Here is a 25717-nt window from a genome sequence, read left to right as displayed (position 1 = left end):
CCGGCCCACAGGTATCAAGGATAGTGGCGTACCTGTAGGCGCCGGCTTGCCGGCGATGAGGCCGGTATGGCGAAGCTATCAGTTTCAGGAAAACTCGAACGGCTCCAGCTGAAAGCCCTGCGCATCCACCTGCAGGGTCCAGCCGCGACGGTCCCAATCGCCCAGCACGATGCGCCGGGCAGGCTCCCCGTTCACCACCAGCTTGTGGATCGCCGGCCGGTGAGTGTGGCCATGCACCAGCGTTTTCACGCCATGTGCCGCCATCACCGCTGGTACTTCTTCTGGTGTGACATCGACAATTTCGGTGGCCTTCATGCGCGTTTGTGCACGGCTTTCGTTACGCAGCTTGCGCGCCAGCTTTTGCCGGGTGGCAAGCGGCAAGTGCCGCAGAATCCACAGGCTCAACGGGTTGCGCAGATAACGGCGCATTTTCATGTAACCGATGTCGCGGGTGCACAGGGTGTCGCCATGCATCAGCAAAACCTGCTCGCCGCCCAGGCTGATCACGCTGGGGTCGGCCAGCAGGGTGCAGCCGGCGGCCTTGCAGAAAGCCTCGCCAATCAGGAAGTCACGGTTGCCGTGCATCAGGTACACGGCGGTGCCGCTGTCGCTCAGCTGGCGCACGGCCTGGCAGATCGACTGCTGGAACGGCGTCATGGCATCGTCGCCGATCCAGGCTTCGAAGAAGTCGCCGAGGATGTACAGCGCCTTGGCATGGCGTGCGCGGCCGTCGAGCAGATCAAGAAACGCCCGGGTAATGTCCGGGCGTTCTTCTTGCAGATGCAGATCAGAGATCAGCAGTATCACTCAACGATCTCGGCTTTCTCGATGATCACGTCGTCTTTTGGTACGTCCTGGTGGCCAGCCTTGGAACCGGTGGCGACCTTTTCGATGGCGTCGACGATTTCACGGCCTTCGGTCACTTCGCCGAATACCGCGTAGCCCCAGCCCTGGGTGTTCTTGCCGCTGTGGTTGAGGAAGTCGTTGTCGGAGGCGTTGATGAAGAACTGGGCCGAGGCGGAGTGCGGCTCCATGGTGCGGGCCATGGCAATGCTGTACTTGGTGTTCTTCAGGCCGTTGTCAGCTTCGTTCTGGATGCTGGCGCGGGTTTTCTTCTGGCTCATGCCCGGCTCGAAGCCGCCGCCCTGGATCATGAAACCCTTGATCACACGGTGGAACACGGTGCCATCGTAGTGACCGTCCTTGACGTACTGAACGAAGTTTTCCGTGGTGAGCGGCGCTTTCTCGGCGTCCAGTTGCAGGACGATAACGCCGTGGTTGGTGGTCAGTTTGACTTTGGACATGCTGGAATTCGCTCTTTCAAGGCATTCGGGAATTAGGGTGCGCAGTGCGCCTGTAGTCACCTGACGCAGGATCGGGCGACCGCGACACATGGCGCGCACTGGCCATTTTGCCAGGCCGCGACAAAAAGCTGCGATAAAATCACGGCAGTTTGTCCGAGCCTGGCTGTCAGCAGCTTGACTGCTTCGGCTATGATAGGCCCTTTGATTCAATCGGCCTACCCAGGCCGGACACGTGCATTCAAGGATCCTATGAGCAAGCCCACTGCCGACAACGCGCCCAACGCCGCTGCCAAAGGCGCCCCCGCCGTCCCTGCGAACTTCCTGCGGCCGATCATCCAGGCCGACCTGGACTCGGGCAAGCACAGCAGCATCGTCACTCGTTTTCCGCCGGAGCCCAATGGCTACCTGCACATCGGCCATGCCAAGTCGATCTGCGTCAACTTCGGCCTGGCCAAGGAGTTCGGCGGCGTCTGTCACCTGCGCTTCGACGACACCAACCCGGCCAAGGAAGACCAGGAGTACATCGATGCCATTCAGCGCGACGTCAAATGGCTGGGCTTCGACTGGGCCGGCGACGTGCGTTATGCCTCGAACTACTTCGACCAGTTGCACGACTGGGCCGTTGAACTGATCAAGCGTGGCAAGGCCTATGTCTGTGACCTGACCCCTGATCAGGCCAAGGCCTACCGTGGCAGCCTGACCGAGCCAGGCAAGAACAGCCCGTTCCGTGAGCGCAGCGTCGAAGAGAACCTCGACCTGTTCGCGCGCATGAAGGCCGGCGAGTTCAAGGATGGCGAGCGCGTGCTGCGCGCCAAGATCGACATGGCCTCGCCGAACATGAACCTGCGCGACCCGATCCTGTACCGCATCCGTCATGCCCACCACCACCAGACCGGTGACAAGTGGTGCATCTACCCCAACTACGACTTCACCCATGGTCAGTCCGATGCCATCGAAGGCATCACCCACTCGATCTGCACCTTGGAGTTCGAAGGCCATCGGCCGCTGTACGACTGGTTCCTGGACAACCTGCCGGTACCGGCGCATCCGCGTCAGTACGAGTTCAGCCGCCTGAACCTGAACTACACCATCACCTCCAAGCGCAAGCTCAAGCAGCTGGTCGACGAGAAGCACGTCAGCGCCTGGGACGACCCGCGCATGTCGACCCTCTCGGGCTTCCGCCGTCGCGGCTACACCCCGGCCTCGATCCGCAACTTCTGCGAGATGGTCGGTACCAACCGCTCCGACGGTGTGGTCGACATGTCGATGCTCGAATTCAGCATCCGTGACGACCTCGACCGCACCGCGCCGCGCGCCATGTGCGTGCTGCGCCCGCTGAAGGTGGTCATTACCAACTACCCTGAAGGCCAGGTCGAGCAGCTCGAGCTGCCGCGCCACCCCAAGGAAGACATGGGCGTGCGCGTGCTGCCCTTCGCCCGCGAGCTGTACATCGACCGCGACGATTTCATGGAAGAGCCGCCAAAGGGCTACAAGCGCCTGGAACCGGCCGGTGAAGTGCGCCTGCGCGGCAGCTACGTGATCCGCGCCGACGAAGCGGTCAAGGACGCCGAGGGCAACATCGTCGAGCTGCGCTGCTCCTACGACCCGGACACACTGGGCAAGAACCCCGAGGGCCGCAAGGTCAAGGGCGTGATCCACTGGGTGCCGGCAGACGCCAGTGTCGAATGCGAAGTGCGCCTGTACGATCGCCTGTTCCGCTCGCCGAACCCGGAAAAGGCCGAGGAGGGCGCCAGCTTCCTCGACAACATCAACCCGGACTCGCTGCAAGTGCTGACCGGCTGCCGTGCCGAGCCGTCGCTGGGCCAGGCGCAGCCTGAAGACCGCTTCCAGTTCGAGCGCGAAGGCTACTTCTGCGCCGACCTCAAGGACAGCCAGCCGGGCCGCCCGGTGTTCAACCGCACCGTCACCCTGCGTGACTCCTGGGGCAGCTAAGGAACCACCGTGCTTACCATTTACAACACGCTGAGCAAAACCAAGGAAGTCTTCAAGCCGCTCGATGGCAACAAGGTGCGCATGTATGTGTGCGGCATGACCGTGTACGACTATTGCCACCTGGGCCATGGCCGCAGCATGGTGGCCTTCGACCTGGTCACCCGCTGGCTGCGCAAGAGCGGCTATGAGCTGACCTACGTGCGCAATATCACCGACATCGACGACAAGATCATCAACCGGGCCAACGAGAACGGCGAAACGTTCGACGCGCTGACGGCCCGCATGATCGATGCGATGCATGAGGACGAACGGCGCCTGAACATCCTCAAACCGGACCAGGAACCGCGTGCCACCGACCATATCGCCGGCATGCACGCGATGATCCAGACCCTGATCGACAAGGGCTACGCCTACGCGCCGGGCAATGGCGACGTGTACTACCGGGTCGGCAAGTTCGTCGGCTATGGCAAGCTGTCGCGCAAGAAGATCGAGGACCTGCGCATCGGTGCCCGCATCGAGGTCGACGAGGCCAAGCAGGACCCGCTCGACTTCGTGCTGTGGAAGGGCGTCAAGCCGGGCGAACCGTACTGGGATTCGCCCTGGGGCCCAGGCCGTCCGGGCTGGCACATCGAGTGCTCGGTGATGTCCACCTGCTGCCTGGGCGAGAGCTTCGACATCCACGGTGGCGGCAGCGACCTGGAGTTCCCGCACCACGAGAACGAAATCGCCCAGAGCGAAGCGGCGACCGGCAAGCAGTACGCCAACGCCTGGATGCACTGCGGCATGATCCGCATCAATGGCGAGAAGATGTCCAAGTCATTGAACAACTTCTTCACCATCCGTGACGTGCTCGATGTGTATCACCCGGAGGTGGTGCGCTACCTGCTGGTGGCCAGCCACTACCGCAGTGCCATCAACTACTCCGAAGACAGCCTGCGTGATGCCAAGGGCGCCCTGGAGCGCTTCTATCACGCGCTGCGTGGCTTGCCACGTGTGGCGGCCAAGGGTGGTGAGGCATTCGTCGAGCGCTTCAGCGTGGCGATGAACGACGACTTCGGCACCCCCGAAGCCTGCGCCGTGCTGTTCGACCTGGTGCGCGAAATCAACCGCCTGCGCGACAGCGACCCGGATGCGGCTGCCGGCCTGGCCGGTCGCCTGCGTGAGCTGGGTGATGTGCTGGGTGTACTGCAGCTGGAGGCCGATGACTTCCTGCGTGCAGGGGCCGAGGGCAAGGTCGATGCGGCTGAAGTGGAAGCACTGATCCAGGCGCGCCTGCAGGCGCGTGCCGACAAGAACTGGGCAGAATCCGACCGTATCCGCGACCAGCTGACCGCCATGGGCGTGGTGCTGGAGGACAGCAAGGGCGCGACTACCTGGCGTCTGGCTGACTGATGATGTGAAGGGGCCGCTTTGCGGCCCCATCGCCGGCAAGCCGGCTCCCACAGGTATTGTACAGGGCTTGAAGGTTGCGCGGTCGTAGTGAGAGCCGGCAAGCCGGCGACAGGTATTGCGCAGGGCTTGAAGGTTGTGCTGTCGTGGTGGGAGCCGGCTTGCCGGCGATGGGCTGCATAGCAGCCCCCGCTTTTACCTGGGCAACCCCGGCAACGGGCAATGCAACACCAGCTTAGCCCCACCCAGCTCACTGTCACCCACCTCCAGCCCAAACCCATGCAGGTCGACGATCGCCGCAACGATCGACAAACCCAGCCCGAACCCCGGGTGGCGGTGGCCTTCCTCGCTGCGATAAAAGCGCTTCAGCACGGCAGTGCGCTCTTCTTCCGCAATCCCAGGCCCACTGTCCTCGATAGCGATATGCACGCCTGCTTCGTCCTGCGTAGCCGTAATGGCCACCTGGCCACCTTCTGGCGTGAACTTGATGGCATTGCCCACCAGGTTGGCCAGCGCTTCGAACAGCAATTCACGGTCCCCATGCAGCGCCGGCAAGTGCTCAGGCTGTTGCAGGTGCAGGCGAATACCGCCATCTTCGGCCAGGGGCAGGTAGAAATCATGCAACTCCACCAGCAGCTCACGCGGGGCCAGCTGAACGAAGCCAGCGCGGCGCTGGCGATCCTCCAGTTCACTGATGCGCAACAGGCCGCGAAAACGTGCCATCAGGGTATCGGTTTCGCCGATGGCCTGGTCCAGTGCCTCGGCTTGTGCCGAGTCCAGCCCGGTCTGCTGGCGGATGCGGTACAGCTGTGCACGCAGGCGAGTGAGTGGTGTGCGCAGGTCGTGGGCAATGTTGTCGCACACGCCCTTGACCTCATTCATCAGCCGTTCTATCCGGTCAAGCATGGCGTTGACGATGGCGGCCAGCATGTCCAGCTCGTCGCGCCGGGCCGACAGCGGCAGGCGGTGGGTGAGGTCGCCGGCGACGATCAGCTCTGCCTGCGCCTGTATGGCCCGAATGCGTTTCAAAGGCCTGCGGCGCAGCAGGTACCAGCCGGCGAAGCCTGGGATCAGGGTCAGCGAGATGCCCCATAGCAAGGCGTGCAGGATGATGCGTGTCACCACGAACAACGAGCCGTTGTCGCGCAGCAGTACCAGCCAGCGGCCGTCCTGAACCTTGATTGCCACCGCGTCGCAGCTGTCACGCGGCATGTGCGGGTCATCGGCGTCCAGGCACCGCTCGAGTTCATGCACCTTGCCGTCCAGGCCGAGTTCCGGCGGAATTGCACGGATACGCCCGCCGATCGGGTTGAGCTGGGCGTCGAACAGGCCGTAGGCATCAAAGGCGCGCTCCTCGAACGCCTGGCTGGCGATCAGCGCGTCGTCCAGCTGCTTGCCGCTCATGTGCGCGAACAGGTGCTGGCGCTGCAGCATGGAGTGGCGGGTCAGCTTGTTCAGGTAGCTGGACACCTCGAAGTACAGCACCCCCATGAGGATGCTGCTCCAGGCCACGAAGAGGAAGCTGTACAGCGCCAGCAGGCGGCTGGTCGAGGAGCTCCAGCCCTTAGACGGGTTCAGCAATGGCATAGCCGGAGCCCCGTACGGTACGGATCAGCGGCGACTGCCCGGGGGCATCGATCTTCTTGCGCAGGCGGCCGATATGCACATCGATCAGGTTGGTGCCAGGGTCGAAGTGGTAGCCCCAGACTTCCTCGAAGATCATCATCCGCGTGATCACCTGGCCGCTATGGCGCATCAGGTACTCCAGCAGCTTGTACTCGGTGGGCAGCAGGTTGAGCGTCTGTTCGCCGCGGCGGGCCTCATGGCTGATCAGGTCCAGTTGCAGGTCGGCGACCTGCAGTCGGGTCTGGGTCATCGGCACGCTATTGCGCCGCAACAGCACTTCCACCCGTGCGGCCATCTCGTCGGAGGCGAACGGCTTGGTCAGGTAGTCGTCGCCACCGGCACGCAGGCCTCGCACACGCTCATCGACGTCGGACAGCGCGCTGATCATCAGGATGGGCGTTGCGATTTTCAGGTTGCGCAGGGTGGTGACGATGGTCAGGCCATCGACCTCTGGCAGCATGCGGTCCAGGGTGATCAGGTCGTAGCCGCCGCCGATGGCCTTGGCCAGGCCTTCACGGCCATTGTCAGCCCAATCCACTTCCAGACCGTGGCTGGTGAGTTCGGCGACGATTTCCTGGCCGGTGACGGCGTCGTCTTCGATGGTCAGTACGCGTGGCATGCTGGTTCCTGGGCGTCTAGTGGAGGCTTGATTGTGCCAAAGAATAGACTGCCGGGAATTTAAGAAAAATTCATCTGGCTGCAGTTTCTTTGTTGCGGGGCAAACTCGCTTGCTCAATGTCTAAAGATGACGCAATCCCTGTGGTAGCGGGCTTGTCGGCGATGGGGCCGTAACGCTCAGCCAAAAAAAGGGGCATGCCAGCGTCTGGCATGCCCCGTGGTTCAGCGTGGCGCGATGGCTCAGGCGACCTTGACGATCCAGCCCGCCGGCGCTTCGACGTCGCCGCTCTGGATACCGGTCAGCTCGTTGTAGAGCTTCTGGGTGACCGGGCCAACCTTTTCCAGGTCATGGAACACGTGCAGCTTGCCGTTGTACTCGATGCCACCGATCGGGGTGATCACCGCGGCGGTACCGCAGGCACCGGCTTCGATGAAGCGGTCGAGCTTGTTGATTTCAACGTCGCCTTCGATCACGGTCAGGCCCAGGCGCGAGGACGCCAGTTCCATCAGCGACAGGCGGGTGATGCCTGGCAGTACCGAAGCTGATTTCGGGGTGATGAATTCGTTGTTGGCGGTGATGCCGAAGAAGTTGGCCGAACCGACTTCCTCGATCTTGGTGTGCGTCAGCGGATCGAGGTAGATGGCGTCGGCGAAGTTGGCTTTCTTGGCTTCAGCACCTGGCTGCAGGCTGGCCGCATAGTTGCCGCCGACCTTGGCCGCGCCGGTGCCTTGCGGCGCTGCGCGGTCGAAGCTGGAAATCTGGAAGTTGTGCGGCTTCATGCCGCCTTTGAAGTAGGAGCCAACCGGGATGGCGAATACCGAAAAAATGAACTCCGGGGCGGTGCGCACGCCGATGTTGTCGCCGGTGCCGATCACGAACGGGCGCAGGTACAGGGCACCCTTGCCGTGTGGCGGGACGAATTTCTCGTTGGCCTTGACCACTTGCTTGCAGGCCTCGATGAACACATCGGTCGGCACGTGCGGCATCAGCAGGCGAGCGCAGCTGCGCTGCATGCGGGCGGCGTTCTGGTCAGGGCGGAACAGGTTGATCGAACCGTCCTTGCAGCGGTAGGCCTTGAGGCCTTCGAAACACTGCTGGCCATAGTGCAGGGCAGTGGAGCCTTCACTGATGTGCAGCACGTTGTCTTCAGTCAGGGTGCCTTTGTCCCACTCACCATTGCGCCATACGGACAGGTAGCGCTTGTCGGTCTTGATGTAGTCGAAACCCAGCTTGTCCCAGTTAATGCTTTCGTTACTCATGACACCCTCGATTGTCTTGCAAGTGCCCGATCGCTCGGGCTGCTGTTATATGCGCACCTCGCCACGATAATACATCCGCTGCGGATCGGGAACGGCCAGTCACGAATTGGCGGCTATCTGGGTCATGGTGACGCCGATGGCAGGTGCAGGTAAGCGTCCAGCGCCAGTTGCTGGAGAAACACTGAATCATGGGAAGCCACCAGCATCGCCCCCTGAAACTGCCGTAGCATGGCCTCCAGCGCTTCCAGCGACGGCAGGTCCAGATGGTTGCCGGGCTCATCGAGCAACAGCAGGTCCACGCCGCGTTTGCGATAAAGCACGCCAGCCAGCGCTGCCTTGAGCCGCTCACCGCCGCTGAGCAAACTGCTCGGCAGCTCGATGCGTGCGGCATCGAGGCCTAGTTGAGCCAGCCGTATGCGCAGAACGCCGGATGGCAGTGTCGGGTTAGCCTCGCGCAGGTGTGCCAGAACGGTCTGCTGCCCAGGTAATGAACTGCAGTGCTGGTCGAGCATCGCGACTTCGCCGCTCATCCGAGCGCTGCCGGCCTGGATGGGCAGCGCTTCGCACAGCACCTGAAGGAGTGTTGACTTACCACTGCCGTTGGGACCGACCAGTCCGAGCCGTTGGCCCAGGCAAAGGTGCAGGTCGATCGGTTCGGTACTGCCGCGAGGCAGCACAAGCCCCTGCAGTGCCAGCACTTCACGACCAGGGTGCGATTGAGGTGTTGGCGCATGAAGAATGATCGCGCTGTCGCGCTCTACCTGGCGCGCCGCTTCCTGCACCTGCGTTTGCAGGGCCTGCAGGGCATCGTTGTGATTGCGACGCTGTTTGCCAGCCGTGGCCTGGCTACGTTGCTGCTGGCGGTCGATGAGTATCTTGGCCTGGTTGGCGTGCTTGGCGTGGTGGCTGGCACGTGACTGGTGGCGTTCAAGGCGCTCCCGTTGTTCGTGCAACGTTTTGGCGGTGAGTTGGCGCTCATGCTTTGCGCGGACCAGTTGTTGCTGAGCCTGTTCGCGCTGTTCGGCCTTGCGCTGGGCATAGAAGCTGTAAGGCCCCCCGAATGCCTGCAAGCCAAGGCTCGACAGTTCGACGATGCGCGACATGTGTTCGAGCAAGCTACGGTCATGGCTGATAACCAGCAAGCCCCGGTCCCAAGCCGTGATCATGGCCAGGAGCTGAGCGCGGCCTTCGCTGTCCAGGTGGTTGCTGGGCTCATCCAGGATCAGGTAATCGCTATCGCTGAGCCAGGCACCGAGCAGGGCGACGCGCATAGCCTGGCCGCCGCTGAGCTCGGCAGCGGGGTAATCGGGGGTGAGGTGACCCAGGCCGTGGCGATCCAGCAGGATGTGCAGCCGCTCACGAATGTCCCATTGATCGCCCACAGTGTCGAAATCGTAAAGGTCGATGCTGCCTTTTTCGATACTTTGCAACGCAGCGATCACCTGCCCGACCTGGGCTAGATCGGCGACGGTGGTACTGTGCCGGATCACTTGCTGGCCCAGGTGATGAACCCTGCCATGGCGCGAGCAACGGCCGCTGCTGGGCAAACGCTGGCCGGCGAGTATCTGCCCGAGCAGGCTTTTGCCCACGCCATTACGCCCGACCATGCCGGTCGGGCGTTGGTCAAAGCACGCGTTGAGGTTGGTAAACAGTGGCTTGCCATTGGGCAAAACCAGGGAGACGCTGTCCAGCGTCAGGAACGACGTATTCGTCATGCACAACTCCACTCATGCCGCGACATCTCCGGAGCAAACCAGAGGCTGAAGGCTGGCCGTCGAAGGGACGGCGGCATCAATGGCGCATTGGACGAATACCTCCTGTAGTGAGATGCAAGAGCCTAGCGCAAAGGCGAGGGGAGGTAAATCACCGCTCGCCGGTTGGCCTCAACGCCCCTGCAAGCGCTTGTTCCAGTCGCCTGCGTGGCTTCGTTCGCAGGCTTCTTCACTGTCGAAGCGCACATGCCATGCTGGGTGATCCAGCCTTATACCTGCCTCGTCCAGCGCCTGGGCCGTCAGCTTGAGCATGCGTACCTTCGCATCACCCGCCAGCGCTGCGGCCTTGTCGACCTCGCGCTCGAATACCCAGGTAATGCGCAAGCTGGCAGGGAACTGATCAGGGTCCAGGCGATGTGTCAGCCAGCTGAACCCGACGATTTGCGCCTTGGCCGTTTCGCAGGCGTCGGTCAGGCACGCCACCAGTTCACGCTCAAGGCGCGCCAATTCGCGTTTGCCCAATGCTTTCATTGCGCGGCCTCGTCATCGATCTGCTGGCAGAAACGCAACAGGTTACCGAACGGGTCACGTATCTGCATCTGCAGGCCCCAGTCGACACGCTCGGCCTGAGGGCGGGCGTAGCTGTACTGTTTGTCCAGCAGTTCACGTTCCAGCGCCAGCAGTTCATCGGTACGGGCAAACACCGTCGAACCTGGGCAGGCGTCGCCGTGATGCTCGCTCAAGTGCAGGACCAGGCCGTCGCGGTGGATTTGCGCATACCAAGGCAGGTCCGGGCTGAAGCGGTGCTCCCAGTCCAGGGTGAAGCCGAGGAAATCGAGGTAGAACTCCTTGGCCTTTTCGACCGAGAAAATGCGCAGGATGGGGATGGCTGGGGCGAGAGGCATGGCTGTTCCTTGGCCGTGGGCGGTACTCAAGTGGATTGCCAGTCTACTGATTGTCACGGCGGACTGTCTTGTTCGCGGCGCAATACCCTGGCTAATTCGAGCACCGAAACAGGGCTGGTGAGTGCCCTCGTGTCGTGCGTCATGACCCGGCATGCCCCACGCCAGAGCCTCGCGCAATATGTTTCATGTGGCTTCACCTGCGTAGTTGGCCCGCAAACTGCTATATCCCAGCCAATCGAATTTGATCGAGTGGTCAAGCCTGCAGCACGTCAGTGCGCGGCGGTGATCCTTTTAACGGCCGCCAGGCCGTGGATATCAGGGGCTATAGGATGTTGCTGGCCGAGCGCGTCGAACAATCTGAACAGGATGCAGGCTGGAGTGCCCACCTGCAGTTGCGCTTTGTCGAGCGTGGTGGTGTGACTCGTCTTGGTGCGCGCCGCCATTTCGGCCCGCTTTTGGTGCAGCGACCGTTCTACCCGGAAGGTGCGCCGTGCCACGTCTATGTGCTGCACCCGCCAGGGGGCATCGTTGCCGGTGACCGCCTGGAGCTGGATATTCAGCTAGAGCCTGGCAGCCATGCATTGCTGACCATGCCCGGCGCCAGCAAGTTTTATCGAAGTATCGGCCCAACCGCGTGGCTGACCCAACGTTTCCATCTGCAAGCGGGCAGCACCCTGGAGTGGCTGCCCCAGGACAGCATTTTCTTTTCCGGTGCTCGCGCCAGCCTCGACAGCCGCTTCACCCTTGAGCCCGGTGCCCGCCTGCTGGCTTGGGAAACGCTGTGCCTGGGCCGCCCGGTGATGGGCGAACGATTCGATCAGGGCGCGCTGGACAGCCGTCTGAGCATCGAGTTGCCCGATGACCCTGGCTTGTGCGAACGCCTGCGCATCACCGGTGGCCAGCTCGACAAGCTCGGCGGCCACCCGTTGCTCGCTACCTTCTGTGCGTCCCCGGCAGACCCATCCGTGCTGGAAAGGGTGCGGCCTCTGCTCGAGGAACTGAAAACGCCCGCCGGCGCCACCTTGCTGGGTTCGCTGCTGGTGATTCGCCTGCTGGACCACGACAACCAACATCTGCAACACACCCTGCAGCGCCTCTGGCACGTGCTGCGGCCGGCCGTTCTCGGCCTGCCGGCGTGCCCGCCGCGCATCTGGGCCACCTGAGAGAGCGCCATGGAGCTGACCCCGAGAGAGAAAGACAAACTGCTGCTGTTCACCGCCGCACTGTTGGCGGAACGGCGCCTGGCCCGTGGCCTGAAGCTCAACTACCCGGAGGCGGTGGCGCTGATCAGTGCCGCCGTGCTCGAAGGCGCCCGTGATGGCCGCACGGTAGCCGAGCTGATGAGCCTGGGCCGCGAAGTGATCGGCCGCGATCAGGTCATGGACGGTGTTCCCGAGATGCTCCATGACGTGCAGGTCGAAGCCACCTTCCCTGACGGCACCAAGCTGGTGACCGTACATGACCCCATCGTCTGACCTGGCCGAGGAGCCCAGCATGATCCCAGGTGAAATCCAGGTCGCCGCCGGCGACATCGAACTCAACGTCGGCCGTGCAACGGTCAGTGTCAAAGTGGCCAATCATGGCGACCGGCCGGTGCAGGTGGGCTCGCATTACCATTTTTACGAGGTCAACGAGGCGCTGGTGTTCGACCGCGAGCCTAGCCGCGGCTTTCGCCTCGACATCCCGGCCGGCACTGCCGTGCGCTTCGAGCCGGGCCAGGCGCGTACCGTGCAATTGGTAGCCTACGCCGGCAAGCGCGAGGTGTATGGCTTTCAGGGCAAAGTGATGGGCGCACTGGAGGGCCAGGCATGAGCCGCATTTCGCGTCGGGCCTATGCCGACATGTTCGGCCCTACCGTCGGCGACCGCGTGCGCCTGGCCGACACTGCCCTGTGGGTGGAGGTCGAGAAGGACTTCACGGTTTACGGCGAAGAGGTCAAGTTCGGCGGCGGCAAGGTCATCCGCGACGGCATGGGGCAGGGCCAGATGCTTGCAGCCCAGGCCATGGACCTGGTGCTGACCAACGCCCTGATCATCGACCACTGGGGCATCGTGAAAGCCGATATCGGCGTCAAGCACGGGCGCATCGCTGCCATCGGCAAGGCCGGCAACCCTGACGTGCAACCGGGCGTCACCGTGCCGGTCGGCCCGGGCACCGAAGTGATCGCGGCCGAAGGCAAGATCGTCACCGCCGGGGGCATCGATTCGCACATTCACTTCATCTGCCCGCAGCAGGTGGAAGAGGCGCTGACCAGTGGCGTCACCACGTTCATCGGCGGCGGCACCGGGCCGGCCACCGGTACCAACGCCACCACCTGCACCCCGGGGCCCTGGTACCTTGCGCGCATGCTCCAGGCGGCCGACAGCCTGCCGATCAACATCGGCCTGCTGGGCAAGGGCAATGCTTCGCGACCTGAAGCGCTGCGCGAGCAGATCGCTGCAGGCGCGGTGGGCCTGAAGCTGCACGAGGATTGGGGGTCTACCCCGGCAGCCATCGACTGCTGCCTGAGCGTCGCCGAGGAAATGGACATCCAGGTGGCGATCCACACCGATACCCTCAACGAATCCGGTTGCATTGAAGACACCCTGGCCGCCATCGGTGATCGCACCATCCATACCTTCCACACCGAAGGGGCCGGCGGCGGCCATGCACCCGACATCATTCGCGCGGCGGGGCAGGCTAACGTGCTGCCGTCCTCGACCAACCCGACCCTGCCCTATACGGTCAACACCGTCGATGAACACCTCGACATGCTGATGGTCTGCCACCACCTGGACCCGAGCATCGCCGAGGACGTGGCGTTCGCCGAATCGCGCATCCGCCGTGAAACCATCGCCGCCGAGGACATCCTGCACGACATGGGCGCCTTCGCCATGACCTCGTCCGACTCCCAAGCCATGGGCCGCGTCGGCGAGGTGGTGCTGCGCACCTGGCAAGTCGCCCACCAGATGAAAGTGCGCCGCGGCCCGCTGGCGCCGGACAGCAGCTACAGCGACAACTTCCGGGTCAAGCGCTACATCGCCAAATACACCCTCAACCCTGCGCTCACCCATGGTATCGCCCATGAGGTGGGTTCGGTGGAGGTGGGCAAGCTGGCTGACCTGGTGCTGTGGTCGCCGGCTTTCTTCGCGGTCAAGCCGGCGCTGGTCATCAAGGGCGGGATGATCGTCACAGCGCCCATGGGCGACATCAATGGCTCGATTCCGACGCCACAACCAGTGCATTACCGGCCTATGTTCGGCGCGCTCGGTGCGGCCCGCCATGCCACGCGCATGACCTTCCTGCCCCAGGCCGCCATGGACCGTGGCCTGGCCCAGGAACTGGGTTTGCAGAGCCTGATCGGTGTGGCCCACGGCTGCCGCCGGGTGCGCAAGGCCGACATGGTCCACAACACCTTGCAACCGGTGATCGAAGTCGATTCGCAGACCTACCAGGTGCGCGCCGACGGCGAACTGCTGGTTTGCGAGCCGGCCAGCGAACTGCCGCTGGCCCAGCGTTATTTCCTGTTCTGAAGGAGCGAAGATGATTGTCCTGAACCGCCGGATCGATGCATCCGACACTATCACCGGCACCGTTACCCTGGACGTCGACAGCCGTATCAAGAGCCGCCTGCGCGTAACCCTCGACGATGGCCGCGAGGCCGGCCTGATGCTCGAACGCGGCCACCTGCTGCGCGGTGGCGAACTGCTGGCCGACGCCGCCGGCAGCCAGGTGGTGCGCGTACTCGCAGCGCCCGAGGCAGTATCGACCGTGCGTTGCAGCGACCCGCACCTGCTGGCGCGTGCCGCGTACCATCTGGGCAACCGCCACGTCCCCCTGCAGATCGAGCCGGGCCTGCTGCGTTACCAGCACGACCACGTACTCGACGACATGCTGCGCGGCCTGGGCCTGACGGTCGAGGCCGAGCAGGCGCCGTTCGAGCCGGAAGCCGGTGCCTACCAGAGCGCACCGCATAGCCACAGCCACAGCCATGCGCATGATCACCCCTTCGTGCGCCTGCCAGCCCACTCCTGAACTGCCCCTTGGAGCCCACAATGAAAAAAACGCTCGCCCTTGCCCTGCTGCTGGTTGCGCTGCCGGCCTTCGCCCACCCGGGCCATGACAGCAACCCGCTGCACGATGGCCTGCTGCATCCGCTGACCGGCCTTGACCACTTGTTGATGCTGTTGGGGACTGGCGTGCTGGCGGCCTTGACCCGGCGCAACCTGGCCTTGCCGCTGGCAACCCTGGCAGCAATGTTCGCTGGTGCGCTATGCGGCCACCTGTTCGGTGATGTGCTGGGCATGGAAACCATGATCGCCGTGTCGGTGCTGGTGGCTGGCGTTGCCGTACTGCTGCCTAGCCGGCAGTTGCTGCTGGCGCTGGCCATGCCGGTGTTTGCCCTGTTCCATGGCTGGGCCCACGGCGTGGAAGCCACACCCAGCGCCTTCTGGCTGTTCAGCGCCGGTTTCGTCACCGTGAGCGGCTTGCTGCTGGTAGTGGGCTTCGCTGTCGGTTGCCTGCTGCGCCGCCATAGCGCCCTGCAGAAAGCCTTTGGCGGCGGCATGCTTGCCGGCGCCGCTGTTGTGCTGGCCGGTTGATGAACAGCGATCTGGCACTGCTGCGCTTGTTGCAGCTGGCCAGCCCCGGCTTGCCGGTGGGTGGCTTTACCTACTCGCAAGGCCTTGAATGGGCCGTCGAGGCGGGCTGGGTGCGTGACATCAAAAGCTTCAGTGCCTGGCAGCGCGAGCAGATGCACGACACCCTCGCTTACCTGGACTGGCCGGTGCTGGCGCGCCTGTACCACGCGTGCAAGGCCGATGATGCCGACGCGTTTGCGCGCTGGAGCCGCTTTCTGCTGGCCAACCGCGAAACCGCCGAGCTGCGCCTGGAAGAGCAGCAGCGTGGCGCGGCCCTGGCACGCTTGCTCGATGGCTGGCAGCTGGGCCAGGCCCCGGCCTGGCGCCCAAGCCTTGAGCTCAGCCAGTTGGGCGGCATGGCCTGGCTGGCCGTGCACTGGTCGATCCCGTTGCGCCAGCTTGCCCTCGGGCATGCCTTCGCCTGGCTGGAGGGCGCGGTCATGGCTGGGGTCAAACTGGTGCCCTTCGGCCAGCAGGCGGCCCAGACCCTGCTGCGCGACCTGGGCGAGATACTGCCCGGCGTCATCGACCAGGCCCTGGCGCTTGGCGACGACCAGCTCGGTGGCGGCCTGCCGCTATTGGCCATTGCATCATCGCGTCACGAAACCCAATACACCCGTTTGTTCCGTTCCTGAGGACTGCCTTAATGCAAAGCTATCAGCAACCCCTGCGCGTCGGCGTCGGCGGCCCGGTCGGCTCCGGCAAGACCGCGCTGCTCGAATGCCTGTGCAAAGCCATGCGTGATCACTACCAGATCGCCGTGGTCACCAACGACATCTACACCAAGGAAGACCAGCGCATCCTCACCGAGGCTGGCGCCCTGGAGCCCGAGCGCATCGTTGGCGTCGAAACCGGTGGCTGCCCGCACACCGCCATCCGCGAGGATGCCTCGATGAACCTTGCAGCAGTGGAGGCGCTGGCGAGAAAGTTCGGCAACCTTGAAGTGATCTTCGTGGAAAGCGGTGGCGATAACCTTAGTGCTACCTTCAGCCCGGAGCTGGCCGACCTGACCATCTACGTGATCGATGTCGCCGAAGGCGAGAAGATCCCGCGCAAGGGCGGCCCCGGCATCACCAAGTCCGATTTCCTGGTGATCAACAAGACCGACCTTGCGCCCTACGTCGGCGCCTCGCTGGAGGTGATGGAGCGCGATACACAGCGTATGCGCCCGGAGCGCCCTTGGACTTTCAGCAACCTGAAGAAAGGCGAGGGCCTGCAGGCGGTGATCGATTTCATCGTGGAGCGGGGGATGCTGGGGGTGAGGGGCTGAGGTCAAGCACTTCGACGCGGTTGCGGCCGCTGTGCTTGGCCTTGTATAGCTGCTCGTCGGCTTGCTTGAGCACGCTGTCGGCCTGTTGTGTATCGGGCCGGCGGCAGGCTACGCCAATCGACACGCTAAGCTTGCCCACATGGGGTGAGTCAGCCTGTTCGACTGCGCTGCGTATCCGTTCGGCAATGCGCCGGGCATCGGCCAGGCCAGTGTCCGGCAGCAGCATGGTGAATTCCTCGCCGCCGACCCGGCAGGGCAGATCATCCTGGCGTGAATTGTGACGCAGCAGCTCGGCGAGGTGCTTGAGCACCTCGTCGCCGGCATCGTGGCCAAAGGTGTCGTTGACCCGTTTGAAGTGGTCGATGTCCAGGGCCAGCACGGCGAATGCTCTAGAGCTTTGCATCAAGGCATCCAGCGCCAGCTGCATGGCACGCCGGTTGGCAAGGCCGGTGAGGGCATCACTCTGAGCCTGCTGGCGCAGCTTGCCGAATTTTTCCTGCAGCAATTGCTCCCCAGTCAGCAAGGCGCGGCGGATGGCTGCGACCTCTACGTACCACGCGTCGATACGGCGCAGCTGTTCGCCGGTCTGGGTGGCGGACAGGTGACTGGCGCTGTGTGCCAGTTGGCGTAACGGCAAGGTCAGGCGGTAGGTCATCCATAGCATCAACAGCAAGCCGATAATGCTGACCGGCAGGATATAAAGCAGCACCTTGCGGGTCATTTCGCCCAGTGGTGCCAAGGCCAGATCCCGCGGTGTCTGGACCACCACTGCCCAGTGCGCTTCAGGCACCGGGGCAAAGCCTGCGAGCATGGGAACGCCGATATAGTTGGGCACTTCAAGGGTGCCTGCCTCGCCACGCAAGGCCGCGCTGATCGTCGGGCTGCTGCTGACCTGGGTGCCAATGCGCGCATGGTCGGGGTGGTGCAGCAGGCGTCGATTGGCGTCGGCGACGAAAGCGAAGGTACCGTCCTGCTGGTAGTGCAGGCCAATCAACGTATGCAGTGCGCTTTCTTTCTTGAGGAACACCGAACCGCCGACAATGCCCAGGTAACGGCCATCGGCGGCAAAGACCGGCTGCGAAACGAATATCACCAGTTCGCCCCCCCGCGAGGTGTAGGCGGAACTGACCCACGGCTGACGGGCTTGCACGGCTTGGCGGATTTCACCGGAGTGCTGGTGGTGGCTGGTGACCTGTTCAATGTTCGGATAAGCCACCAGCACCTGACCTTGGGCGTTGACGATGACGATGGAGTTGAAGTCCTTGTCCTGCACCTGCAGGCGCTTGGCTTCCTTTTTCAGCATGGTCATGTCGTCCAGGCCACCGTCCAGTTGCCCGGCGGTGTAGGACAGGTGGTTGTGTGCAGAGCGCAGGAACTCGTTGATATCCGATGCCAGTTTGCTCGCATAGGCTTGGTTGGCCTTCAGCTCAAGGTCTACCAAGGCGTGGTGCTGTACCCGGTAGGCGACAGCGAGGGTGTTGCACAGGGTTGCCAGGCACGCCAGCACGACAATGCCGACGACCAGGGTTCGTAGGTGGAACATGGGCAAGCGCTTGAGCATGGGGGGCCTGTAATGCAAGGGCGACGGGCTCAAGTATGGCCGTATTCTGCCGAACTGCAGCCATTGTGCCGCCCGGGCTGCTCAGCCATGGCGCAGGCGGCACGGTGGCGTGTTCAGTCATGGCAGCAATGAGGTTTGCCGGGTTGGCCTTCGTAGCGATCGTGATGCCGCACCCAATCCATGGTACCAGCCTCGTTGCGCCCCAATGGCGCGATGTCGAGGAAATTGTAGGTATTGACCAGGATGTCGAGCCCGCGGGCATAGGTGGAGTAGGTATGAAATATTGTGCCGTCCGGCTCCCGGTAGAAGGCGCTCAACCCAGGCAGCTCGCTTTCGTTGCCGGTATAGGGTTCGTAGTTGTATTGGCTGTTGCCTCCAGTGGCGACACTGACGCCGAAATCTTCATTGAAACTGCTGCCGTTTGACGAGTACCAGGGAAAGCGCCAGCCCATGCGCTGGCGAAATGCCTGGAGCTCAGCGTGGGGTGCGCGCGAAACGGCGACCAGCGAAACATCGTGATGCGCCAGGTGCAGGTTGGCACCGTCGAAATGGTCGGCGAGGAACGAGCAGCCCGGGCAACCTTCGCTCCAGCCTTCGGCGAACATGAAGTGGTAGACCAGCAATTGACTGCGCCCGGCGAACAGGTCGGCGAGGCTCAGCTGGCCGTCCGGGCCTTGAAAACGGTAGGGCTGTTCCAGCTTGACCCAGGGCAGGGCGCGGCGGGCGGCGGCCAGCTCGTCGCGCTGGTGGGTGAAGGCCTTTTCATGCAGCCATAGCTGACGGCGGGCGGCCAGCCATTGGCTGCGCGAGACGATATCGGGCTTTTGAGGGTTCATGAGGGTGACTCCGCACGGGGGTTCAAGTGTGGTCGAGCGGGGCGGGGTGAGATCGACATCAGGCCCAGTTGCTGCGACGAATGGTTGTGCGCCGCGCCACCCCAGTCACACCATGAGGCTCAATCGCCACACTGCATCGCTTCAATGACCTCCCACAACCGTGGATCGTCAAAATCATCCACCACCAGCCTGGCCCCCGCAGCCATCAGCCGTTCTGCCGTCTGTGTAGTCGCCACCCCCACGGTGAAGATCCCGGCACCGCTCGCCGCGTTCACGCCCGGCAACGAATCCTCGAACGCCAGCGCTTGCTCGGCCGTTGCCCCCAGGCGCTGCAGGCCGGTCAGGTACGGCAGCGGGTCAGGCTTGGGCCGTTCCAGCTCTTCGGCCACCAGTACATGCTCGAAGTGTGCGCCAAGGCCCATTGCATTGAGCATGTGCTCGGCATTGAGCCGGGGTGCATTGGTCACCACGCACATGTCGATACGGCTCGCCTGGGCATAGTCCAGCAGGCGCAGCAAGCCCGGCATGGGTTCAAGGGCAGGGGCCAGCTCGCGGAACAGTGCTTCCTTGCGATCAGCCAGCGCCAGGCATTCATGCGCGCCGGCGTTTGGAAACAGCTCGGCAAACAATGGCCCATTGGCCCGGCCACTGATCTGCGAATCGAACTGGGCCTGGGTCAGTTCACGGCCGTCATGGTCGCGCAACAACTGACGGAAGGCCTGCAAATGCAGGGTGTCGGTGTCGGTAAGGGTCCCGTCGAGATCGAACAGCAGTGCAGTCAGCATCAGGCATCCAGGCAGTAGAAAACTCATGTCAGGGGATGATAACCAAACCTGGCGACGAAGGGGGCTGTTCAGCCTTCGACGAAAAGAGTACAAATGTGCTCCATGGACAATCTCACCCCCAAACGCCGCGCAATCCTCGACTTCATCCGTGAACGCATCACCGATCATGGCCAGCCGCCGAGCCTTGCCGACATCGCCATCCGCTTCGGCTTTGCCTCACGCAGCGTTGCGCGCAAGCACATCACTGCCCTGTGTCAGGCCGGCTACATCGACGTCACGCCCAACCAGGCACGGGGCATCCGCCTGGCCGCACCCTTGCGCCGCCCGGAAATTCTCGAAGTGCCCGTGTTGGGCCAGGTGGCTGCAGGCGCGCCGATTGGCCCCGACCTTGGCATTCACGAGCAGTTGCTGATTGACCCCAGCCTGTTCCGACGCACACCGGACTACCTGCTCAAGGTGCGCGGCGACTCCATGATCGATGACGGTATCTTCGACGGTGACCTGGTGGGCATCCGCCAGCAAGGCGAGGCCCGTGATGGCCAGATCGTGGTCGCCCGCCTCGACGGTGAGGTCACCATCAAACGTCTGCAACGCCAAGCGGGCGGCTACCGGCTGCTGCCACGCAACCCTGCCTATGCGCCGATCGATGTGGGGCCTGAGCGCGAATTCTTCATCGAAGGCGTGTTCTGCGGCCTGTTGAGGCGCGACTGATGGGCGCGGTGGTCGATCTTGACCGGTTGCTGGACCAGCGCCAGGTCTGGCGCGGCCGGCAGGCCCGGGTACGGCCGACCGGGTTGCAGCCCACTGGCCATGCGGCGCTTGATCAACGGTTGCCGGAGGGTGGCTGGCCCGCGGCTGCGCTGAGCGAGTTGCTGCTGGCCAGCCCCGGGTGTGGCGAACTGCAACTGCTGTGGCCCTCGTTGGCCCGGCTGACCGCCGATAGCGGGCGAGTGGTGCTGGTGGCGCCCCCTTTCATTCCCTACGCACCGGCCTGGCAAGCGGCCGGGGTGGACTTGCGCTGGCTGGTCCAGGTCGATGCCGAACAGGCCGACGCGCTCTGGGCTGCCGAGCAGTGCCTGCGCTCTGGCAGTTGCGCCGCCGTGCTGTGCTGGCCGGAGCGTGCCGATGACCGTGCGCTGCGGCGCTTGCAGGTGGCGGCAGAAACCGGGCAGGCGCTGGCTTTTGCCTGCAGGCCGCAACAGGCCGCGTACAATCCATCACCGGCCGCGGTGCGCATCGCCATCGACGCGCGGCCCGCACAATGGCGTGTGCTCAAGTGCCGGGGCGGTTTACCGCCGGCTGCAGCCATAGCCTGTGCCGGGCAGGGTTGATGCAACATGCTCTGGGCCTGCATCTTATTGCCACAGTTGGCGCTGGACTCGATCCTGCGTGAACGCGATGACGCCGATGCGCCACTGGTGCTGATTGGCGGGCCTGTGCAGCGGCGTGTGGTGCAAGCCGTAAACCCCGCTGCGGCGGCGCTCGGTCTGCGCGCTGGGCTAACCCTGACGGCCGCCCGCGCCTTGGCCGACGGTTTCACCTGTGTTGAAGCAGACCCGGCGCGCATCGAGCAACTGCAGCAATTGCTGGCGGCCTGGGCCTACCGCTTCAGTGCCCAGGTCAGCCTGCACTACCCGCGTGCCTTGTTGCTGGAAGTGGGCTCCAGCCTGCAACTGTTCGGCCCCTGGCCGGTATTCGAGGCGCGCCTGCGCGGGGAACTCGCAGCCCTGGGGCTGCGTCAGCGGATTGTCCTGGCCACCAACCCGGTGGCGGCGCGCATGCTTGCCAACGGCCATGACGGGCTGGCATTGAGCTGCCCGCAAGAAACCCGGGCGGCGCTTGCGCGCATGCCCATTGCGCGGGTGGGTTTACCGCAGGACGCCGCCGAAGCGTTCGCCCGCATGGGGCTGCATCAGCTCGGCCAGGTACTGGCCTTGCCGCGTGATGCATTGGCCAGGCGCTTCAGTGCCCAGGTCCAGTTGCACCTGGACCAGTTGCTGGGCCTGCGTACGCTTGGCTTGGGTTTCTATCAGCCGCCGGACCGTTTCGAAACGCGACTGGAGCTCAACTTCGACGTCGAATCGCACCAGGCGTTGCTGTTCCCGTTGCGGCGCATGCTCAACGACCTGGCCGCTTTCCTCGCCGGGCGAGACTGCGGTGTACAGCGGTTTTGCCTGTACCTGGAGCACGCCGAGGGGCCGGACACGCAACTGCAGGTCGGCTTACTGGCTGCAGAACGTGATGCGGCAATGCTCTTCGAGCTGGCGCGCGGGCGCCTGGAGCCTCTGCGCATTCCGGCACCGGTGCGTAAACTGCGCCTGGTGGCCGATGACTTGCCGGCTTTCGTGCCCCAGCACCACGCGCTGTTCGACCCACGCGCCCAGCAGGCCCAACCCTGGGAGCAACTGCGTGAGCGCTTGCGTGCCCGGCTTGGCGACGACGCGGTCAAGGGCCTGCGCGCTGAAGCCGACCACCGCCCCGAATGTGCCTGGCAGTCCGCCGAGCAAGGCGGGCAGGGCAGCCTGCCCGCCTTGCCTGGGAGCCGCCCAGGCTGGCTGTTGCCCCAGCCAATGGCACTGGACGCCAGCGTTCACAGGGTGCTGGGCCAGGCCGAGCGTATCGAGTCGGGCTGGTGGGATGGCGGTGATGTGCGCCGCGACTATTACCGCATCGAAACCCGAGAAGGCCTGCGCGGCTGGGCCTATCGCGACCTGGCCCAGCCCGGCCCCTTGTGGCTGCAGGGCTGGTTCGCATGAGCGCACCGGGCTACGCCGAACTGCATTGCCTGTCCAACTTCAGCTTCCAGCGCGGTGCATCCAGCGCCGAAGAGCTGCTGCGCCGGGCTCGGGAACAGGGTTACCGAGCCCTGGCGATTACCGATGAGTGCACCCTGGCCGGCATCGTGCGTGCCTGGCAGGCTGCCAAAGCGCAGCAGATACGCTTGATCGTCGGCAGTGAAGTGCGCCTGCACGACGGCCCGAAGCTTGTGTTGCTGGTACAGGACCTTAGTGGTTACCAGAACCTGTGCGCCTTGATTACCCGCGCCCGTCGGCGAGCGGAGAAGGGCAGCTACCAATTGTTCCGTGACGACCTGCGCGAACTGCACCAAGGGCTGCTGGCGTTATGGCTTGCCGAGGACTCCAGCGACCTGGTCACCGGCCAGTGGCTGCATGCCCTGTTCGGCGAACGCTTGTGGCTGGGTGTGCACCTGCATCGGGGCAGCGATGACCAGGCCCGCCTGGCCCGGCTGCGCGGCCTGGCTGGGCAACTGGGCATTCGCGCCGTGGCCTGCGGTGATGTACACATGCACATACGCGGCCGGCGGGCCTTGCAGGATTGCATGACCGCTATCGGCCAGCATTGCAGCGTCGCCGAGGCAGGTCGGTTTCTCTTCGCCAATGGCGAGCGTCACCTGCGTACGCTGGAGCAACTGGCCGAGCTTTATCCGCCCGACCTGCTGAGCGAAACACTCTGCATTGCCGAACGCTGTCAGTTCGACCTCGGTGAATTGCGCTACCAGTATCCGCGTGAACTGGTGCCCGAGGGGCAAACCCCGGCCAGTTGGTTGCGCCAGCTGTGCGAGCGTGGCCTGGCGCAACGCTGGCCGTCGGGGCCGAGCGACAAGGTGCGCGAGGTGCTGGCCAAGGAGCTGGCCTTGATCGCAGAGCTTGGCTACGAAAGCTACTTTTTGACCGTGCACGATATCGTCGCCTTTGCCCGCAGCCAGCACATCCTTTGCCAGGGCCGCGGTTCGGCAGCCAACTCGGTGGTGTGTTTCGTGCTGGGTATCACCGAGCTCGACCCGATGAAGCATCGTCTGCTGTTCGAGCGTTTTCTGTCACGCGAGCGCAACGAGCCACCGGACATCGACGTCGACTTCGAGCACGATCGTCGCGAAGAAGTGATCCAGTACGTGTTCCGGCGTTATGGCCGGCACCGCGCAGCGCTCACCGCAGTGGTCAACACCTATCACGCCGCTGGCGCGGTGCGTGATGTCGCCCGTGTGCTGGGTTTGCCTGCCGATCAGGTCGATGCCCTGGCCAAGTGCTGTGGCCGCTGGAGCGATCGCATCCCGGACGAGCAACGCCTGGCCGAGGCCGGCTTCGAGCCCGGCAGCCCTTCGTTGCGCCGCATTCTGGTGCTGGCCGCGCAGCTGATAGGTTTTCCACGTCATCTGTCTCAGCACCCAGGCGGCTTCGTCATTTCCGAGCAACCGCTGGACCACATGGTGCCGGTCGAAAACGCCGCCATGGCTGAACGCACGGTCATCCAGTGGGACAAGGACGACCTGGACATGGTCGGCCTGCTCAAGGTCGATGTGCTCGCCCTGGGCATGCTCAGTGCCTTGCGCCGCTGTTTCGACCTGTTGCAGCAGCACCGGGGTCGGCACCTGACCCTGGCGACGATCCCCCCGAAGACCCGGCCACCTACGCGATGATCAGCCGCGCTGAGACCATGGGCGTGTTCCAGATCGAATCACGCGCTCAGATGGCCATGCTGCCGCGGCTCAAGCCCACCACCTTCTATGACCTGGTAATCGAAGTCGCCATCGTGCGCCCGGGGCCGATTCAGGGCGACATGGTCCACCCCTACTTGCGCAGGCGCTTGAAGCAGGAGCCGGTGACCTACCCATCGCTCAAGCTCAAGGAAGTCTTCGAGCGCACCTTGGGCGTGCCGCTGTTCCAGGAGCAGGTCATGGAACTGGCCATGGTGGCGGCAGACTACAGCCCCGGCGAGGCTGACCAGTTACGCCGCAGCATGGCCGCCTGGAAGCGCCATGGCGGCCTGGAGCCACACCGCGAACGGCTGGTGCAGGGCATGCTGCGCAACGGCTACGACCTTGCGTTTGCCGAGCGCATATTCGAGCAGATCAAGGGTTTTGGCAGTTATGGCTTCCCGGAATCGCACGCGGCCAGTTTCGCCTTGCTGTGCTATGCCAGCAGTTGGCTCAAATGCCATGAGCCGGCGATTTTCACCTGTGCGCTGGTCAATAGCTGGCCGATGGGCTTCTACAGCCCCGACCAACTGTTGCAGGAGGCACGCCGCCAAGGGATCGAGGTACGGCCGGTGGATGTAGGCCACAGCCAGTGGGATTGCACACTGGAGCCAGTCGCCGAGGGTGCCTTGGCCATCCGCCTGGGGTTGCGGCAGATCCGCGGTTTCGCCGAAGCCGATGCTCGGCGGCTCGAAGCGGCGAGGGCGGTCAGGCCGTGGCGCGATGTCGAGGACCTGTGCTTGCGTGCCGGCCTCGACAGCAAAGCCCGCGCCCGGCTGGCCGATGCCGGTGCGTTGCGCGCCCTGGCACATGACCGCCACCAGGCACGCTGGCAGGTCGCGGCGGTGCAGCCGCAACTGCCCCTGTTCGCCGAACTGCAGGCAACGCCCGAAGCCGCGGTGGCATTGCCTGTGCCTACTGTCGGCGAAGACCTGGTGGCCGACTACGCCACCTTGGGCACCACGCTGGGGCCCCACCCGCTGACGTTGCTGCGCCAGCGCCTTCGGGTGCTGGGCTGTCGCAGCTCGCAGGAACTGGCGGGCGTTGAGCATGGCGATGCAGTCGCCGTGGCTGGGCTGGTGGTGGGGCGGCAACGGCCACAGACCGCCAGCGGGGTGACGTTCGTGACCCTTGAGGATGAATTCGGCATGGTCAATGTGGTGGTTTGGCGCGAGCTGGCCGAGCGGCAGCGGCGCGCGCTGGTGGGGTCTCAATTGCTCAAGGTGAGTGGCCGCCTGGAACAGGCGAACGGGGTGCGGCACCTGATTGCACGGCGGTTGGAGGATGTCAGTGTGTTGCTGCAGGGGCTGGATGTGAGGAGCCGGGACTTCCATTGATTTGGCCGGCGAACGGGCTGCAAAGCAGCCGCAGTCGCCGTTGTTGG

At 64.0% G+C, this 25717-nt stretch carries 24 protein-coding genes and 1 pseudogene; 14 read left to right on the top strand and 11 right to left on the bottom strand.

Translation table 11 applies throughout. The annotated features are described in order from the left end of the window. Window positions 1-84 precede the first annotated feature (84 nt). Complete coding sequence (locus ACMGGN_RS10415; protein ID WP_115275026.1) at window positions 85-807, bottom strand: UDP-2,3-diacylglucosamine diphosphatase; 723 nt, start codon at window positions 805-807, stop codon at window positions 85-87. Continuing rightward, window positions 804-1304, bottom strand: coding sequence for a peptidylprolyl isomerase (locus ACMGGN_RS10410; protein ID WP_039603152.1), 501 nt, complete (start codon window positions 1302-1304; stop codon window positions 804-806). Before ACMGGN_RS10410 ends, ACMGGN_RS10415 begins: the two co-directional genes overlap by 4 nt. A 249-nt stretch (window positions 1305-1553) precedes the next feature. On the opposite strand from ACMGGN_RS10410, the gene ACMGGN_RS10405 reads away from it, so the two are divergent. Both ACMGGN_RS10405 and cysS read left to right on the top strand, forming a co-directional pair. Further along, complete coding sequence (locus ACMGGN_RS10405; RefSeq protein WP_115275025.1) at window positions 1554-3257, top strand: glutamine--tRNA ligase/YqeY domain fusion protein; 1704 nt, start codon at window positions 1554-1556, stop codon at window positions 3255-3257. A gap of 9 nt (window positions 3258-3266) precedes the next feature. Then, the gene (cysS, locus tag ACMGGN_RS10400; protein WP_039603150.1) at window positions 3267-4649 is read left to right on the top strand and encodes a cysteine--tRNA ligase; all 1383 of its coding nucleotides are present in this window, start codon (window positions 3267-3269) and stop codon (window positions 4647-4649) included. A 192-nt stretch (window positions 4650-4841) separates the two neighbouring features. Here cysS and ACMGGN_RS10395 read toward each other — a convergent pair whose 3' ends face one another. From ACMGGN_RS10395 to ACMGGN_RS10370, 6 genes are all read right to left on the bottom strand, one after another. Continuing rightward, window positions 4842-6233, bottom strand: coding sequence for a sensor histidine kinase (locus ACMGGN_RS10395; RefSeq protein ID WP_414156743.1), 1392 nt, complete (start codon window positions 6231-6233; stop codon window positions 4842-4844). Continuing rightward, complete coding sequence (locus ACMGGN_RS10390; protein WP_046787707.1) at window positions 6211-6891, bottom strand: response regulator transcription factor; 681 nt, start codon at window positions 6889-6891, stop codon at window positions 6211-6213. Before ACMGGN_RS10390 ends, ACMGGN_RS10395 begins: the two co-directional genes overlap by 23 nt. Window positions 6892-7130: 239 nt before the next feature. Further along, the gene (locus ACMGGN_RS10385; protein WP_039602754.1) at window positions 7131-8150 is read right to left on the bottom strand and encodes a branched-chain amino acid aminotransferase; all 1020 of its coding nucleotides are present in this window, start codon (window positions 8148-8150) and stop codon (window positions 7131-7133) included. 122 nt (window positions 8151-8272) lie between these two features. Continuing rightward, window positions 8273-9865, bottom strand: coding sequence for an ATP-binding cassette domain-containing protein (locus tag ACMGGN_RS10380; protein ID WP_414156742.1), 1593 nt, complete (start codon window positions 9863-9865; stop codon window positions 8273-8275). 168 nt (window positions 9866-10033) lie between these two features. Further along, window positions 10034-10393, bottom strand: coding sequence for a hypothetical protein (locus tag ACMGGN_RS10375; RefSeq protein ID WP_414156741.1), 360 nt, complete (start codon window positions 10391-10393; stop codon window positions 10034-10036). Next, window positions 10390-10767, bottom strand: coding sequence for a glyoxalase superfamily protein (locus ACMGGN_RS10370; protein ID WP_414156740.1), 378 nt, complete (start codon window positions 10765-10767; stop codon window positions 10390-10392). The genes ACMGGN_RS10375 and ACMGGN_RS10370 overlap by 4 nt, the downstream gene beginning before the upstream one ends. A 329-nt stretch (window positions 10768-11096) precedes the next feature. Between ACMGGN_RS10370 and ACMGGN_RS10365 the strand changes: the two genes are divergently transcribed. The 8 genes from ACMGGN_RS10365 to ureG are packed head-to-tail and all read left to right on the top strand — an operon-like array spanning window position 11097 to window position 16656. Then, window positions 11097-11930, top strand: coding sequence for an urease accessory protein UreD (locus tag ACMGGN_RS10365; protein WP_125923039.1), 834 nt, complete (start codon window positions 11097-11099; stop codon window positions 11928-11930). A 9-nt stretch (window positions 11931-11939) separates the two neighbouring features. Then, window positions 11940-12242 (top strand): urease subunit gamma, encoded by a 303-nt coding sequence (locus ACMGGN_RS10360; RefSeq protein WP_046787702.1) that lies wholly within the window; start codon window positions 11940-11942, stop codon window positions 12240-12242. A gap of 19 nt (window positions 12243-12261) precedes the next feature. Next, window positions 12262-12579 carry an urease subunit beta gene (locus ACMGGN_RS10355; protein WP_039602758.1) on the top strand — a complete coding sequence of 106 codons (318 nt, stop codon included), beginning with the start codon at window positions 12262-12264 and terminating at the stop codon, window positions 12577-12579. Continuing rightward, window positions 12576-14279, top strand: a complete 1704-nt coding sequence (gene ureC / locus ACMGGN_RS10350; protein ID WP_012314277.1) for an urease subunit alpha — start codon at window positions 12576-12578, stop codon at window positions 14277-14279. Before ACMGGN_RS10355 ends, ureC begins: the two co-directional genes overlap by 4 nt. Window positions 14280-14289: 10 nt before the next feature. Next, window positions 14290-14781: an urease accessory protein UreE gene (ureE, locus tag ACMGGN_RS10345; protein WP_039602760.1), complete on the top strand. Its 492-nt coding sequence runs from the start codon at window positions 14290-14292 to the stop codon at window positions 14779-14781. 20 nt (window positions 14782-14801) lie between these two features. Beyond that, complete coding sequence (locus ACMGGN_RS10340) at window positions 14802-15347, top strand: HupE/UreJ family protein (RefSeq protein WP_046787700.1); 546 nt, start codon at window positions 14802-14804, stop codon at window positions 15345-15347. Continuing rightward, a complete protein-coding gene (locus ACMGGN_RS10335) occupies window positions 15347-16021 on the top strand; it encodes an urease accessory protein UreF (RefSeq protein ID WP_046787699.1) in 675 nt (224 codons plus the stop codon). Before ACMGGN_RS10340 ends, ACMGGN_RS10335 begins: the two co-directional genes overlap by 1 nt. Window positions 16022-16032: 11 nt before the next feature. Further along, a complete protein-coding gene (ureG, locus tag ACMGGN_RS10330; RefSeq protein WP_119688944.1) occupies window positions 16033-16656 on the top strand; it encodes an urease accessory protein UreG in 624 nt (207 codons plus the stop codon). Here the strand turns inward: ureG and ACMGGN_RS10325 are convergent. The 3 genes from ACMGGN_RS10325 to ACMGGN_RS10315 all read right to left on the bottom strand — a co-directional run bounded on the left by ACMGGN_RS10325 (window position 16619) and on the right by ACMGGN_RS10315 (window position 19838). Next, complete coding sequence (locus ACMGGN_RS10325; RefSeq protein ID WP_231386202.1) at window positions 16619-18199, bottom strand: sensor domain-containing diguanylate cyclase; 1581 nt, start codon at window positions 18197-18199, stop codon at window positions 16619-16621. The genes ureG and ACMGGN_RS10325 overlap by 38 nt on opposite strands. Window positions 18200-18330: 131 nt before the next feature. Beyond that, window positions 18331-19053 carry a DUF899 domain-containing protein gene (locus ACMGGN_RS10320; protein ID WP_115275016.1) on the bottom strand — a complete coding sequence of 241 codons (723 nt, stop codon included), beginning with the start codon at window positions 19051-19053 and terminating at the stop codon, window positions 18331-18333. A 119-nt stretch (window positions 19054-19172) separates the two neighbouring features. Continuing rightward, window positions 19173-19838, bottom strand: coding sequence for an HAD family hydrolase (locus tag ACMGGN_RS10315; protein WP_174141488.1), 666 nt, complete (start codon window positions 19836-19838; stop codon window positions 19173-19175). A 93-nt stretch (window positions 19839-19931) separates the two neighbouring features. Between ACMGGN_RS10315 and lexA the strand changes: the two genes are divergently transcribed. The 4 genes and pseudogenes from lexA to ACMGGN_RS10295 all read left to right on the top strand — a co-directional run bounded on the left by lexA (window position 19932) and on the right by ACMGGN_RS10295 (window position 25670). Continuing rightward, window positions 19932-20549, top strand: coding sequence for a transcriptional repressor LexA (gene lexA / locus ACMGGN_RS10310; protein ID WP_174141489.1), 618 nt, complete (start codon window positions 19932-19934; stop codon window positions 20547-20549). Further along, window positions 20549-21169: a translesion DNA synthesis-associated protein ImuA gene (gene imuA, locus ACMGGN_RS10305; protein WP_414156739.1), complete on the top strand. Its 621-nt coding sequence runs from the start codon at window positions 20549-20551 to the stop codon at window positions 21167-21169. Before lexA ends, imuA begins: the two co-directional genes overlap by 1 nt. A gap of 6 nt (window positions 21170-21175) precedes the next feature. After that, complete coding sequence (locus ACMGGN_RS10300) at window positions 21176-22594, top strand: Y-family DNA polymerase (protein ID WP_115275014.1); 1419 nt, start codon at window positions 21176-21178, stop codon at window positions 22592-22594. Next, a pseudogene (locus tag ACMGGN_RS10295) lies at window positions 22591-25670 on the top strand (error-prone DNA polymerase). Before ACMGGN_RS10300 ends, ACMGGN_RS10295 begins: the two are co-directional and overlap by 4 nt. The last annotated feature ends 47 nt before the right edge of the window (window positions 25671-25717 follow it).

It is taken from the genome of Pseudomonas sp. BNK-30, assembly GCF_047456185.1.
GTDB lineage: Bacteria > Pseudomonadota > Gammaproteobacteria > Pseudomonadales > Pseudomonadaceae > Aquipseudomonas > Aquipseudomonas putida_E.
This window is presented reverse-complemented; position numbering and strand designations above follow the sequence as displayed.

Coding starts and splice junctions, on each gene's coding strand:
- ureE (WP_039602760.1), top strand. CDS start 14,290: ATGATTGTCCTGAACCGCCGGATCGATGCATCCGACACTATCACCGGC.
- ACMGGN_RS10390 (WP_046787707.1), bottom strand. CDS start 6,891: ATGCCACGCGTACTGACCATCGAAGACGACGCCGTCACCGGCCAGGAA.
- ACMGGN_RS10320 (WP_115275016.1), bottom strand. CDS start 19,053: ATGAACCCTCAAAAGCCCGATATCGTCTCGCGCAGCCAATGGCTGGCC.
- lexA (WP_174141489.1), top strand. CDS start 19,932: ATGTGCTCCATGGACAATCTCACCCCCAAACGCCGCGCAATCCTCGAC.
- imuA (WP_414156739.1), top strand. CDS start 20,549: ATGGGCGCGGTGGTCGATCTTGACCGGTTGCTGGACCAGCGCCAGGTC.
- ACMGGN_RS10340 (WP_046787700.1), top strand. CDS start 14,802: ATGAAAAAAACGCTCGCCCTTGCCCTGCTGCTGGTTGCGCTGCCGGCC.
- ACMGGN_RS10375 (WP_414156741.1), bottom strand. CDS start 10,393: ATGAAAGCATTGGGCAAACGCGAATTGGCGCGCCTTGAGCGTGAACTG.
- ACMGGN_RS10365 (WP_125923039.1), top strand. CDS start 11,097: ATGTTGCTGGCCGAGCGCGTCGAACAATCTGAACAGGATGCAGGCTGG.
- ACMGGN_RS10380 (WP_414156742.1), bottom strand. CDS start 9,865: ATGACGAATACGTCGTTCCTGACGCTGGACAGCGTCTCCCTGGTTTTG.
- ACMGGN_RS10385 (WP_039602754.1), bottom strand. CDS start 8,150: ATGAGTAACGAAAGCATTAACTGGGACAAGCTGGGTTTCGACTACATC.
- ureG (WP_119688944.1), top strand. CDS start 16,033: ATGCAAAGCTATCAGCAACCCCTGCGCGTCGGCGTCGGCGGCCCGGTC.
- ureC (WP_012314277.1), top strand. CDS start 12,576: ATGAGCCGCATTTCGCGTCGGGCCTATGCCGACATGTTCGGCCCTACC.
- ACMGGN_RS10355 (WP_039602758.1), top strand. CDS start 12,262: ATGATCCCAGGTGAAATCCAGGTCGCCGCCGGCGACATCGAACTCAAC.
- ACMGGN_RS10360 (WP_046787702.1), top strand. CDS start 11,940: ATGGAGCTGACCCCGAGAGAGAAAGACAAACTGCTGCTGTTCACCGCC.
- ACMGGN_RS10405 (WP_115275025.1), top strand. CDS start 1,554: ATGAGCAAGCCCACTGCCGACAACGCGCCCAACGCCGCTGCCAAAGGC.
- ACMGGN_RS10300 (WP_115275014.1), top strand. CDS start 21,176: ATGCTCTGGGCCTGCATCTTATTGCCACAGTTGGCGCTGGACTCGATC.
- ACMGGN_RS10395 (WP_414156743.1), bottom strand. CDS start 6,233: ATGCCATTGCTGAACCCGTCTAAGGGCTGGAGCTCCTCGACCAGCCGC.
- ACMGGN_RS10410 (WP_039603152.1), bottom strand. CDS start 1,304: ATGTCCAAAGTCAAACTGACCACCAACCACGGCGTTATCGTCCTGCAA.
- ACMGGN_RS10315 (WP_174141488.1), bottom strand. CDS start 19,838: ATGCTGACTGCACTGCTGTTCGATCTCGACGGGACCCTTACCGACACC.
- ACMGGN_RS10335 (WP_046787699.1), top strand. CDS start 15,347: ATGAACAGCGATCTGGCACTGCTGCGCTTGTTGCAGCTGGCCAGCCCC.
- ACMGGN_RS10370 (WP_414156740.1), bottom strand. CDS start 10,767: ATGCCTCTCGCCCCAGCCATCCCCATCCTGCGCATTTTCTCGGTCGAA.
- ACMGGN_RS10325 (WP_231386202.1), bottom strand. CDS start 18,199: ATGTTCCACCTACGAACCCTGGTCGTCGGCATTGTCGTGCTGGCGTGC.